Source organism: Paenibacillus sp. MMS18-CY102, from assembly GCF_009789195.1.
In the GTDB taxonomy this organism is placed as follows: domain Bacteria; phylum Bacillota; class Bacilli; order Paenibacillales; family Paenibacillaceae; genus Paenibacillus_T.
This window is the reverse complement of sequence record NZ_WSTC01000002.1, coordinates 103,805-117,962: the sequence shown is the minus strand read 5'-3', so window position 1 is coordinate 117,962 and position 14,158 is coordinate 103,805. Positions and strand designations below refer to the sequence as shown.

4 protein-coding genes are annotated in these 14,158 nt (G+C 50.0%); all 4 read right to left on the bottom strand.

All coding sequences use genetic code 11. The annotated features are described in order from the left end of the window. Positions 1–114 precede the first annotated feature (114 nt). Positions 115–8,769 carry a carbohydrate binding domain-containing protein gene (locus GON22_RS02105; RefSeq protein WP_160394475.1) on the bottom strand — a complete coding sequence of 2,885 codons (8,655 nt, stop codon included), beginning with the start codon at positions 8,767–8,769 and terminating at the stop codon, positions 115–117. Between the two features lie 208 nt (positions 8,770–8,977). Continuing rightward, positions 8,978–10,741, bottom strand: a complete 1,764-nt coding sequence (locus GON22_RS02100) for a cache domain-containing sensor histidine kinase (protein ID WP_237178962.1) — start codon at positions 10,739–10,741, stop codon at positions 8,978–8,980. A gap of 1 nt (position 10,742) precedes the next feature. Next, entirely contained in the window at positions 10,743–12,311 is a 1,569-nt protein-coding gene (locus GON22_RS02095) for a helix-turn-helix domain-containing protein (RefSeq protein WP_160394474.1), read from the bottom strand. Positions 12,312–12,390: 79 nt separating this feature from the next. Continuing rightward, positions 12,391–14,094 carry an extracellular solute-binding protein gene (locus GON22_RS02090; RefSeq protein WP_160394473.1) on the bottom strand — a complete coding sequence of 568 codons (1,704 nt, stop codon included), beginning with the start codon at positions 14,092–14,094 and terminating at the stop codon, positions 12,391–12,393. Positions 14,095–14,158: the final 64 nt, after the last annotated feature.

Below are 14,158 nucleotides of genomic sequence, written 5' to 3'. Positions count from 1 at the left end.
TAGTCCTCGTAATCGCTTTCATAATGTGTATAGAAAGAGCTGCTCCAGCTCTTGCCTAACGCAGTTATACTGAAGCAGCTCCTTATACCCTTATAGGGGGCTAAACTTTAAATTTTAGTACACTTCAATCTCGAACAGTGATGGGCCGTATGGCTTGAAGCCCTTCTCTGTCACATAAACGCGGACATATTGGCCTTGCACGCCGCCTAGATCAATTGTTTCGGCGAACGTAGCAGCCGTCAGTTCACGGTTCAGCGTTTGAACCGTCCGCCAATCCGTAGAGTCCGCTGCCAAATTGCTGCCTGCGTCCGCAACTTGGATGAGAACGACTTTGCCGTACGCCGCTTCCCACAACAGCTTAAGCGTGGTTAGCGTCTGCTGGCTGCCAAGATCGACATATGCCCACTCTTCAGCGGTGTTGCTGACAGTAAGGTCCGGCTCCCAGCGTGTTCCGTTGTTGCCATCCGTTAAATTGGTTGCAGTCATATTCGGATTTTGGCTGGATACTACGGCAAGTTTGCCAAGCGCGAGGTTAGTGCCAGGGGCTGGCGGGGTTGTTCCCCCTCCGCCAGTGCCCGGATTCGTGCCCCCGCCACCTGTGCCTGGATTCGTTCCGCCTCCGCCGCTAGTGCTTGTCGACGTTCCGTAAACCTCAAACTCCCAGAGCGAGTAACCATATGGCGTACCTCTTGTGAGTCCATACATCCGGATATGGCGTCCTTCAACCCCGCCGAGACTGATCGGGTCCAAACCGCCATTGCCGTTCGTTTCCGTGAATACATCTGTCCAGTCGCTGTCTTGTTGAGGGTCGGCTACCGTCGATACTTGAATTTTGTACGACTTGCCGAACGCCCCTTCCCAATTCAGCAGTACCGAATCAAGCTGATGGATCGTGCCCAGATCGATCGATATCCATTGCGGGTCACTCGCTCCCGTTTCCCAACGCGTTGCGGAATTTCCGTCAATCGCGTTGCCGGCTGGCTGTGAATTGGATGAAGCGGTCACTGTCTTGCCCACCGCAACATTGGATGCTGCTGACTTGATCTCTTGCGTCACCTGCACCGTTCCATACCCATCTGCTGTAATCGCGATCGTGTAGGATTTCACAGCTGTGAATAATGAAGCGTCGAGCGAGATTTTCCCGCTTGTTACAGTAAACAAGTTGCTTGCAACTGGCGTTCCGTCAACCGTGATGCTCTGAATGCCTGCTCTCCAGTCCGCTTGATCTACGAATGTAAGGTCAATACCTTGGCCGACCTTGTTGTCCGTGGCGTCTGCGGCGAGAACCGGAGCGGACTTCACTTCTTTAATGAGCACATCATCAAGGAAAATGGAATGCGGTGCATTCGGCGTTGTGCTAGTGCCATTTACGACGTTGCCAAGCAAATACTTGAGCGTCATAATCGTTGCCGCGTTGGGACGAATGCTCATGTGATACACTTTAGCCTGGTCGCTTGTCAGATCGAAGCCAGCCTGTTGATTGTTGTTATACCCGCCAAGCTCGATCAGAATCGGACGGTCCAACGTCGACCAAGCACGGAAGCTCAAATCATACGTTTTGCCCGCTTCCAGTTGGATTCCGGATTGCATGAGCTGTGTCGACCATGATACCGGTACATTCCATTGCGGATGAATGCCGCCGTTGTAGTGGATATCAATCTTTGCGGTTTCATTAACAACCGCGAAGTCCGATACGCCGCCTTCGCCGACCCATGTATCCCAGCTGTTAGTACCGTTTGCGAACTTGCCATTCATGACATGGTTGCCATCGCTTGCGAACAGCGTCTGATTGACTGACGTATCCGCGTAACCCATTGCTTTAACCGTAATCGCATAAACCCGATCGGTTGCGAATGCATCAGCATTCAGCGTCAGCACACCCGGTTGGACCGCAAACTGTCCAGCAGCAAGTGGCGTTCCATTCACGATAATAGCTTGTACTGCCGCTTCCCATGCTGCATTTGAAGTGAATGTCAGCTCAATCGGCTGGCCGACAAAATTATTCGTTGCATCCGCAACAAGTGTTACTGGGCGCGCCACCGGAGCATTTTGCACCTGCAACACAACATCATCGATGAAGACGTCGCCCGCTTGCGAATTCGCGAGCTTGCCGAGCAAGAATTTCAATGCAACATTGTCATCGCCCGCCATTTTGAACGTGTAGCTAAACGTCTGCCAGTTCGGCGTAAGCGCCAGCGTTCCCGTATCGAATCGTCTCGTGTAGGTCGCATTTTCCAAAGTTGCTTGAATGTCACGCGCCACGCTCGACTTGGCTTTGAAGGAGAATTCATACGTCAAGCCTTTAACCAGCTTCAAATTCGACTGATTAAACATGACGTTCCAGCCTTCGCCGCCTACGTTCGTTACGCCGATTTTGGCTGCGCCATTATCAGGTTGGAACGATGCCGCTCCGCCTTGCGTGAATGGCTCCCAACTGCTTAAGCCGGCTGAGAAATCGCCGTTCTTAAGCGGATAAATATCAATGCCCGTGAAGTCGACATTGCGGTTCGTCGTACGGATCAGCTTAACGTTATCCATGCTTACCGCTTTATCGCTGCCTCCCAGCAAGAAGGTTAGCTTAGCATCTGCATAAGATGCGCCTACAGGCATCTCGAAAGTTAAGGTATGGCTAGCTAGCGTTGTTCCTAGCGCAACACCGTTATCTTCCGCGAATACTACGGTTCCATCTGCATTCGTTAATTTGACGCCAATCGTACGCACTGCAGATGCCTTGGCATCAAAGGCCAGCTTGTACTCATCATTTTGCAGCAGCTCAAGCCCGGTTTGCGCCAGCGTAATTGAGGCTGCATTAGAACCTCCATCCGCAATCACTGCATCAAGCTGCCTGCGGTCAGCATCGACCGAAGCGGTTGCTGATGCATCCGGCGTCACGTTAAAGTTCCAATATTTCATCCGATCCATCGTGCCCAGATCGAACGTGCCGTTATAAATATGGTTGCCGTTATCAAGCGGCGTTTTATTGCCCGTCGGATCAGACAGGAAGTCCGTTTCCTCTAATACAACGTTGCCGATCCAGACCGTGCCCGTACCAAGCCCTAAGTTAAATTCCAGGCGGGCTGCAGGGTCCGTCGTTCCATTCATCGTGAAACGATACTCATAGTGCTGCACATCCGTCTTCAGCGAGGATTCGAAGTTATCGGAATAGACCGCCCATCCGTTATCGTCGTCTCCACCCATTTTCAAGTTGATGGCACGAGCCGCCGAAGCTTTGGCATCGAAGCTCAGCTTGTACGTATGGCCTTTCGTGAGCGTTGCATACTGAATCATTTGCAGCGCATATGGTACAGTGCCGCCGTTCGTTACATTCAGCTTGGCATAAGGTACGCCTCCAAGCTGCTCTACCGAAGCAGATCCCGCTCCGCCGAAGTCCGGCGTATGAAGGAAGCTCCAGTAGGTTGGATCCAGCGGCGTTCCCGCTGCTGCGATATCCTTAAGGCCATGTTGGTACGTGTTGTCATAAATCAAATTGCCATTTACTGCCGGCTTGCCGTTCGCAGGGAAATTCTCCTTGATTACGACTGGCTCTACAGGCGTCTTGTATGGACGTCCCGTCAACTCATAAACGCGAACGTAATCGACCTTCATCGTTGCAGGCAGCATCGAATCAGCCGGGAGCCGGTTGCCATCGAAAACGCCGCCGATTGCAAGGTTCAAAATCATATAGAACGGTTTGTCAAATGGTGCCGGATAAGCATACTTGTCCGGTTGCCCCGCTCCCGTACTGCTCCAGTCGTTCACTGTATGGAAGAGGTTTCCGTCTACATACCAACGGATTTCTCCTGGCTCCCACTCAACTGCATACGTGTGGTAGCCTGCAATCGACTGCCCTTGCGGGAAGTGGTAATCGCTGCCCGTCGATTTGTTGCTTGGAGCTGGTTTGCCCCAGTGAATCGTGCCGGCTACTTCGCCCGGCAATCTGCCGCGCGCTTCCATAATGTCAATCTCGCCGGAAGATGCCCATGTGCCATACTCGTTACCCGCTGGCATCATCCAGAATGCAGGCCAGATGCCTTCGCCTGTCGGCAGCTGCATCCGCGCTTCGAAACGCCCGTAAGCTTTCGTAAATGTCGGCTGTGTAAATACGCGGCCGGATGTATACGGCTTGCCGCTGAATGTTTCTTTCCGGGCTTCGATGACCAAGTTGCCATCCGCTACTTGCATATTATCCTTACGGTAATACTGTTGCTCGTTATTGCCCCAGTCTTGAACGCCGTACTCTGAGCCATTGCCTTGCTGGTAACCCCATTTGTCCAAATCGACGCCGTTCGTATCCAGATTCGAGCCCGTACCGTCGAACTCGTCATTCCAGATCAAGCTCCAATCGCTGGATGCTTCAACCTGCTGGACGACCGTTGCTTTCTCATAGCCTGTTGACTTCACGACGATCTCGTAATTCTGCGCTGTCGGGAATAGGCTTGCATCCAGCGTAATGGAGCCCGGTGCGATGGAATACGATTGTGGAGACACTACATTTCCGTCGATAGAAATCGAAGAAATTGCAGTCCGCCAGATCATCTTGTCAGCAAACGAAATCGTCTGCGGTTGCCCGATCAGATTGTTCGTTGCATCAGGCGATAGGGCTGGCGGGTTCGGCAAGTGGATATTATCCTGCTCGCTTACACGTTCTCCAGTTGCTTCCAATGCGCCTTGCACCTCGAAGCGTACGTTATCGATATAAATATCATGTGCACCGACTACGCTATCTCCTGACAGCTTGCCCATCAAGAACTTCAAGCCCGTCGTATCGTTTTTATCCATCGTAAACGTGTAGCTGTACGTATTCGTCGAATCGTCCAACTGTACTGCTTGGTTCAAATAACGGAAGTTCGTGCTGTTCTCAACGACCGCCTCAATCTTGCGAGGTTTCGTGGAACGGGCATTGAACGTCACGGTGTACGTTTTGCCTTTTTCAAGTGCCAGCGGCTCTTGATAGAGCATGATATCCCAAGGATTAGCACCATTATTCGTAATATCAGCGTGGTAAGCACCGATATCCGTCGTTATGGTTGCACGGGAGTCTCCATCATAATCGCCTTGCAAATGCTTGCTCCAGCTATTCCAGCCCGCCGAGAAGTCGCCATTGTGTACGAGGAATGCGTGGTCACGCGCCCCCTTCAACTCAACGCGAACATTATCGACATAAACGTCATGCGCCCCAATAGCAGCAGCATTTTGCAGCTTGCCAAGCAGCAGCTTGAAGGAAGCCGTCATATCGGCATCCACCGGCAACTCGTAGGTGAATGTCTGCATCGTCGGTGTCAAATTGAGCGTCTGCGATACGTATCGAGTATTGCTCGAATCGACAACAAGCTCAGCTTGGCGCGCCACCGTTGAACGGGCGTCCAGTGACACGACGTATGTGTTCGTTCTGAACAAATTGAAGTCAGTTTGCATCAGCATAACATCCCAAGGATTGTTGCCTTCGTTAGCAACCGCGATTTTTAGCTCGCCTTGGTTTGCCGTGAATACGGCGCTAGAGCCCCAGCCGTCAAAACGTCCTTGTACGTGCTCGCTCCAGTTTAACTTGCCATTGGAGAAATCGCCGTTCTTGACTGGGAACTGATCTGCTAGCGGCAGCTCACCCATGTTATGGTTCGTCAGGCGCACCATAACGATATCATCCAAAGTAACATCGCCAGCTTGCCCGCCTAACAGGAAGAGCAGCTTGCCGTTCAGATCAGAGTCGCCATCTTGCGTGGAGAAGTTTACGGTATGCGTCTCCCACGCTGTCGTCAGTGCTACCGTTTCCGGCTGCTCAACGGCAGTTCCGTCTTCTTTCTGCACACCGACCGCAATGGTGCGCGCAACTTCCGCCTTCGCTTTAAACGTAATCCGATAATCGTTGCCTTGTACGAGATTAATGCCTTTTTGCACCAAACTTACCGAATCAGCAGCTGCACCACCGTTTGAAATCGTTGCCAATAGCTGACGGCCATCAGCATCGACAGAAGCCGTCGCTGTCGCACCGTTCGTTGCCCAATGCCAGTAAGTCATCCGGTCAATGCGGCCCAAATCGAACGTGCCATTATATACATGGTTTCCGCCAACAAGCGGATCTTTCGCCTCATCTTCCTTGTACAGGTCCATCGCATCAACTTCGACCAGCTTCACATTGCCAAGCCAGATCGATTTCGTGTTCAAGCCCATATTAAACTCAAGGCGCGCTTGCGTGTCGGTATCTGCTTTCATTTGGAACGTCATCTCATATGATTGCAGTTGATCCGTCAGCCCTGCTTCCAGGCTATCCGAATAGCTCGTCCAGCCGCGGTCAGCGCCGCCGCCGAATTTCACCAGCATCGTCCGGCTGCTCGCAGCCTTCGCATCGAAGGATAACTTGTACCACCGGCCTTTGCCGAGCGTCACGTTCTGAATCATTTGGACCGCATGCGCCGCACCGCCGCCAGACGTAATGTCGACCTTGGCGAATGGCGTCGTATCCAGCGTTTCCGTGCTAACGGTACCCGCACCACTGAACGTGCTGATCGTTGCAAAGTTCCAATACGTCGGATTTAGCACATCATCCTGCACCTTAAGCAGCGTGAACGGCTGCGTGAAGCTAGGATCGTACACGTAGCTGCCATTGATTGCTTCCTTATGAACGGCTGGCAATGGTTCGGACTCTACCGTTGGCTCAGCCGAAGGATTCTCATATCCGCCAACCTTGTCGTATACGCGGACGTAATCGACTTCCATCTTCGCTGGAATCTTGCTGTCTGGCGGAATGCGATCACCATCGAAGGTTCCGCCAACCGCGAGATTCAAGATCATATAGAAGTCCTTGTCAAATGGTGCTGGATACGCATACTTAGCTGGCTGATTCTCGCCTGTGCTATCCCATTTGTTCAGGCGTGAATAAAGTTTGCCGTCAACATACCAGCGAATTTCGCCTGGCTCCCATTCTACGCCATAAACATGCTCGCCTGTGATGCTTTCGCCATTCTCGAAGTGATAGTCTCCGCCCTCTGCTTTATTGTTCGGCCACTTCTTGCCAAAGTGGATCGTACCTGCAACTTCTTGCGGGAGACGGCCTCTCGCTTCCATAATGTCCAGCTCGCCGGAAGATGCCCAAACCCCATATTCGCTGTTGGTTGGCACCATCCAGAATGCCGGCCAGATGCCGTCACCTTCTGGCATTTTGATTTTCGCTTCGAACTTGCCATATGTTTTGTTGAACGTAGGCTCCGTGTACAAACGGCCTGACGTATATGGCACTCCATTCGCCGTTTCTTTGCGCGCTTCGATTACTAGCTTGCCATTTTCAACCTTAATATTGTTTTTGCTGTACGATTGCTTCTCCTTGTTGCCCCAGCCGTCCAAGCCGTACTGCGCGCCCGTACCTTCTTGGTAGCCCCACTTATCGAGATCGACGCCGTTCGTGTCGAGATTCGTTCCGCTACGATCGAACTCATCATCCCATACAAGCTCCCATTCATCCGGATCTGTTCCTGGGTTCGTACCTGGATCCGTTCCTGGGTTCGTGCCCGGATCCGTTCCTGGGTTCGTGCCCGGATCCGTTCCTGGGTTCGTACCCGGATCCGTTCCTGGGTTCGTACCCGGATCCGTTCCTGGGTTCGTACCTGGGTTCGATCCTGTGTTTCCGCTTCCCGGTGTAGTTGGCTCTGTCACGATACGTCCGTCTACAATGGAAACTTTCGATCCTTTCGTTACAGCCTGTCCATTGACCGTTACGCCATCCGCTTCAATAATAAGATCGCGAATTGTGCCTTGCACTTTAATCTCTGTGCCTTTAGCGCCAGCGCTAACAACGATTTTGCCGGCTATAGCATTTTTCTCAAGCTCGATAATCGCCTTAGTCTCTACGTTCAACTGCTCAATGTTAGCGTCTTCAGAGATAACGACGCGTACAGGCTTCTTCTTATTAACCGTCAGCTGCTTCACTTTCGTTCCCTTGATGTGAATGCTGTTAACGCCGCCGCCATTTACGTAAACGGCTCCAGCAACGCTGCCGCCTTCGATATGGGAATCTCCTTCGCCGATTCCTGCTGTCAGAATCAGATTGCCGCCGATTTGCGGCTTCACAAGCTTCACATCCTGCGTCGTGACAAGCATATTGCCCTTCGCATTAATGTCCTTAACCGTACCTGCCTCATGCTCGACATCTCCAGCTAGCCGATCGAGCAACACAACTGCCTCTGCCCGCGTAATCGGCTGTGCCGGGCGAATCGTTCCGTCAGTGAAACCTTTCAGGAATCCGCCGCCTACCATGTTCGCCATCGCGCTTTTCGCGAATCCGCTAATCGACGATTGATCCTTGTAAACGCTTAACGTATTGTCCGCAGCTGTTGGCAGCGGGAACAATGCGGCAGCCATCTTCGCAACTTCCTGCCTAGTAACGGTTTCATTAGGCTTGAAGGAGCCGTCTGGATACCCGGAGATATATCCCGCTTCCTTCGCAATCGCGACCTGATCCTTATACCACGCATCGTTCGCAATATCGTTGAACGAAGCCGCAGCTTGATCCGTGAAACCGAACAGTGCGTTAATCAGCTTCGTTAGTTCGGCACGCGTGACCCCCTGATTCGGGCGGAATGTCCCGTCTGTAAAACCCGAGATAAATCCTTCCTCTGCCCATTTATGCACTTCATCCGCTGCCCAATGCCCCTGCAAATCATCATTCGCCGATGGTTGTGCAGCAGCTGCAGCTCCTTCTAAGGGCAGGTAGCCACTAATGATTAAAAAACTAAGTACAATGGCAATGATTTGATTCGTCCGCTTGGTTAACCTCATGCGAGCTTGTCCCCCTCTACTTCATTCATTCCATATTTTAGATTGACGACGCTTTCAAAAACAGTGCTCAAATTAACGAAATCTGTCATAAATTAAAGGCAATGTACGTTCTTTCGACTCCTTTCAATAAATAGTTAGGCTTCTATATATAAAAAGAGCCCAGCTCATTCTCCTTCGAGTAACCAGCTGGGCAGTGAAACCAATGGGGTCATTGTTCGTCTTGTTTGTTGCCGTATAAGACATAAGGAATCTGCAGCACAACAGTTGTGCCAACGCCAATTTCACTTGTGATCGTAACGCCATACTCGCGGCCATAATGCAGCTTGATCCGCTGGTCAACGTTTCGAATGCCATAACCGATTGCACCCGGCCCTTGTGAGAAAATCGCATCAATCGTTTCCTGCTTCATGCCCAGGCCATTATCACGGATTTCCATACTAATGGCTCCTTCGCTCCGATAAACGCGAATGCCAATATGGATCTCATCATCATACCAAGCATGCTCCAGTACATTTTCTACAAACGGCTGGAGAATAAACTTCACAGTCTCGTAGTTCTCCAGCCCTTCTTCCACATCTAGCTCTACATGAATACGGTTATCGCATTTCATATTCTGGATATCGAGGTACGCATTAATGATTTGCAGTTCCTTATCGACTGGGATGAGCATTTCGCCCTTGTTTAACGTCAAGCGATAAAACTTTGCCAGGGCGCGAATGATTTCATGCAGGAGCCCGATTTCTCCCAGCTTCGCCATCCTGCTAATAGATGAGAAGGTATTATATAGGAAGTGAGGGTTGATCTGGGCATGCAAAATTTGCAGCTCGGCCTCTTTTTTCTCCAGTTTGCTAATATACACCTCGTCGATCAGCTTCTGAGTCGTCGAGGCCATATCATTGAAGGAGTCTGCAATTTCCGCAAACTCATCCTTGCCACGGTAATAAATGCGGCGATGGAACTCCCCATCCTTAAACGCCTTAAGCGAGAGCTTCAGCTTCAAAATCCGTTTGGAGAGCATATTCGCGACAATGAGGCTAATAAACGTCAAAATAATGAAGCTCAGCAAGCAGATCAGTATCGTGACGTTCCGAACTTTCTCCGAATTTTCCGTAAAGGATGAAACAGGAATTAGCGCCACCAAGCTGCTTGGCAGATTATTCATCGTCTTCGTAATGCGTAGATAACCTTTCTTATTCGCCATTAGATCGGTGAAGCCGTTCTTCCCCGCATCCGTATCCGTCATGTTCGCATATAGCATCTTCTGCTGATCGTTTAATATAAACAGCTTGGTTCCGCTTCCTAGCTGATTAACTTTAACCTCCTCGAATAGGTCGCTCAGTTTCACTCGAATACGAATCAAGCCGTTGGGCTGCAGCGTATCGTAGTTGATGAGCGGACGCAGCAACGAGATAAGCCCATACTCTGCATCGGTTCCAACCTGTTCCCATGCGATTCCGTCGAACGGAAGTTTGCTGGCGGACTGATACCAAGGCTCATCTTTTATCCGGTCAATATACCGAATCTCATAATAGCGCTCGCCTGCGACAAGCGATTTCTCAATCATATCGTAGTAATATTCGCTTAACGTGTGGGTATTCAAGTAGAGTGTCATGCTCACGTCCAGCTTCGGCAAATGCGTAACCGTTTCCATCCGCGGCAGCACATATTGCGTGGTTACCTGATAACGTTCCCAGTCCAAATAATAGCCGGCCAAATATTGCGACAGCAGTTGGTCCGCATAGATCTCATTCGACACCCGAATGACATCATCGGCCCGGTACTGCACGTTATTGTTAATCTGGTTGATTGCAACCTCAAGATTGCTTCTAGTATGCTGCTTGAGCGTATTAATAGAAGAGACGTAAGAATAACTGCCGATGACCGTGATTGGCGTAATAACGAGCAAGAAGTACGAAATGAATAGTTTGTAATGAAAAGATATGTAGCCGTGCTTCCCGTTCCACATCGTCATATCAGCTCTGCTTTCTGTAGTCTCCCGGCGTCATGCCGAAGGCTTCCTTGAACATTCTGCTGAAATAGGTCAAGCTCTTATAACCGACCTGGTCCGCTATCTCATAGATTTTGTATTGCGGCTGCTGAAGCATTTCCTTTGCCTTAGCCATCCGCTTACTAACGACATAATCATTAAAGCTGATTCCGACCTGTTCCTTGAACAAAACGCCAAAATGGTTCGGCGAATACGAGAATCGGCTCGCCATATCCTTTAACGTAATATCGCTTGCCAGATTCTCCGCTACGTACTCCTCAATATCGGAATACAAGCGCCATACCGGCTTTTGATTGCGCATATACAGCATCTCGGACAATTCGAATGCTGTGCGGCGCAGCCATGACTTGATATCATCGATCGTCTCGAACTGCTGAACCGCCGCAAATCCGTTATCTTTCCAATTCGCGAGCACGTCAGAGGACGTTCCAGCATCGCTTAGGTAGCCTTCCAGCCGAGATATGATATGGGTTGAAAAATGGTAAACTTTCACCGGTTCTGCATAAGAACGGACGCTCTCGAACAGATCTTCAATACAATCGCAGACAACGACGAGCGCATAGCTCGATATTGCTTTGAACAATTGGTCTAGAATCGCATTCATATCTTTCGCATTGCGCATCCCGGCTGACTGGGAAGCGCCCGGCGATATAATGCGGTTTTTGCCGATAAACATTTTGCAGTCGATCAGCTCACGCGCCTCCTTGAACGAAGCCGGGAGCATCGGAATGCCAGATACAGCTTGTCCATAACTCACGGTGGCAGTTGTGCCCCCATTCGACCGCACCTCGTTAAGCAAGCCGCCCAAATCACGCTCTATATGCTCGGAATCGCCGGAATAAATTAATCCAATACGGGTTGGCGACAGCCTGTACCATAAACCGAGCCCATACGATTCGATGTAGGAAACAACTAACCTAGCCGTTGCTGTGATTGGATCAAACTCCGCTTGATTTCCTTGCATCATCCGCGCGGCATCATCCATCTCGATAATGACCGCGTGTGCGCGATCAACGGACACTTCTACTGGATATTTGCGCATGAAAGCATGGAGGGTCTCCTCATCAATCGTCCCTTCCATTAGATGCAGAAGGAAGTTATGCTTCACAAACTCGAATGATTCTAGATTCATATCCTTCCCTTTCTCCAGGCGTGCCCTCTCATCCAGCGCGGCAACGACCCGCTTCAAGGTTTCGATGACCTCGTCATCATCTACCGGCTTCAAAATGTAGCCATCAGCCTTCAATTGCAACGCCTGTTTCGCATATTCAAAATCCTGATAACCGCTAATAAACATCACTTTAAGATCAGCATTTTTCTGCAGAGCGGCCTTCGCTAACTCTAGCCCGGACATCACAGGCATCTTAATATCGGTTATAAGGATATCGATTTCATGGTCTTGAATATAACTTAATGCCGCCAGCGGCTTGGTTGAACTGTAAACGATTTCAATTTGTAGGGAAGACCAAGGAATTAGCTGTTGCATACCGATGAGATCGAAGTTTTCGTCATCTACTAATATCGCTTTATACATCTCGTTCGGGCTCCTTGTTAGTGTAATAGAGAATAGAGGGTATACATAAAGTATACCCTCAAGTGCATAGTAAAGCTTACTATTTTTTCATAATTTGAAGATTTTTTTGCCACACATTCGTTTTCCATTCAAGAACTTTGTCATAGCCGAGTTTTACGGATTCCGCTTGCGCGTCAGCAATCAGTTGCTTCACTTCTTCGTCGCTCTTCGCGAATACGACTTTCGGAATGAACGTTTTGTAGTAGTCTCTCAGGCGTTGGATGATGATGCCTTCTGCAGAGTTAGGGACCGGATCAAGGTTGGAGAACTCTGTAATGTCTTTGGACGTTTTGAACGAGATTGTCGATTGTGCAATCGTCGTCCAGTCTTGTGCTTCTGATTTGAGCAATTGCTCACGTTTTGCTTTCGTTGCGTCAACATAGCTCGTGTTGCCATACCAGTTGAATTCGCCGATTTTCAGGTCATCATATTTTTTCATGTCGCGGTTGATGTATGCATCATTCGGAATTGGAACGCCGTCTTTTACTTCATCATAGAACAAGCCTTGTGGACCGAAGAAGAACTGCTGTTGGCCTTCAGGGCTAATTGCCCAGTTCATGAATGAGAAGATTGCTTCTGGATCTTTTGCGCTTTTCGTAATAACGTTAACGTTCCAGCCCAGCGTGTTGTAGCCGGAAGGGAATACTTTGTTTTTATCAACGCCAGCTTTGTGTACAGGCCAGATTACATCGTAGCCGCTGTTTGGATCTTTTGCTTTCAAATCATTGTTCACTTCACGGCCGATGCCTTCAACATAAGCGTCATAAGCACCGAATACAGCAACTTTGCCGTTTTTCAGCTTTTCTTTGATTTGGTCGCGTGTTTGCGTGAATGCGTCTTTGGACGTCAAGCCTTCACGGAAGAGGCGGCTTGTGTACATTGCTGCATCGATGAACGCTTGGTCTTCGTAGATCGAAGTCAATTTGTCACCGTTTGGAATGCCGAAGATCGCACCCGATCCTGGGGAGATGAACGATGGCGTTACATCATTCGCCGCACCGCTGTACAGCATGCCGAGCATTTGGGACTCGCTGTCGCGCATTTCGCCGAAGTCGATCGGCACTACATCTGGATATTTGGATTTAACTTGTTGCAGGTATGCCTCAAGGTCATCCCATGTTTCGAGCGCAGGGGAGCCCAGCTCTTTGTAGATCTTCTTATTAATGAAGTAACCCGCGTTACCGTTGCCGTTGTCGCCGCTAATGAACCAGTTCGGAATCTGGTACAGCTTGCCGTCAGCGCTGCGAAGCATGTTCAGCGTTTCTTCGCCGATCGTTTTTACGAATTCAGGGTATTTCGCGAGGTAGTCGTCGAGTGCAACGAGTTGGTTCGCTGCTACGAGACGCTCTACGTCTTTTCCGCGATCCAAAACGATTGCGTCCGGCAATTTCTTGGATACGATCATCGAATTGAGCTTCGATGCGGCTGCACCGTTCGATTGAACAGGCTCCATCGTTACGCCCAGGTTGTCCGTGATCCATTTTGCATGTGGACGCTCGTCCCATTTTGGAGCTGTATACCAGTCATAGTTAACGAATTGCGTAAACGTAACCGGTTTCACTTTTGATTTTGCGTCAGCATTCGGGTCAACTGCTGCTGGTGCATCCTCTTTGTTTGTGTCCGTTTGTGTTGCATTCGTAGCTGCTGGGTCTTTCGGTGTCTCTTCTTTGCCACATGCCGACAACACGACTGCGGAACATACAGTTAACATCAAAAGCGAATTGAATGTTTTCTTTTTAAGCATATCTGTTACCCCTCTCGCCCTCTTTAATGTATATGTTATGGAGCCAGCTTGCCGTATCGGCAAG

What these genes read in the sequence shown, in the direction of transcription:
- GON22_RS02105 (WP_160394475.1), bottom strand. Translation starts at nt 8,769, where the DNA reads ATGAGGTTAACCAAGCGGACGAATCAAATCATTGCCATTGTACTTAGT.
- GON22_RS02095 (WP_160394474.1), bottom strand. Translation starts at nt 12,311, where the DNA reads ATGTATAAAGCGATATTAGTAGATGACGAAAACTTCGATCTCATCGGT.
- GON22_RS02090 (WP_160394473.1), bottom strand. Translation starts at nt 14,094, where the DNA reads ATGCTTAAAAAGAAAACATTCAATTCGCTTTTGATGTTAACTGTATGT.
- GON22_RS02100 (WP_237178962.1), bottom strand. Translation starts at nt 10,741, where the DNA reads ATGACGATGTGGAACGGGAAGCACGGCTACATATCTTTTCATTACAAA.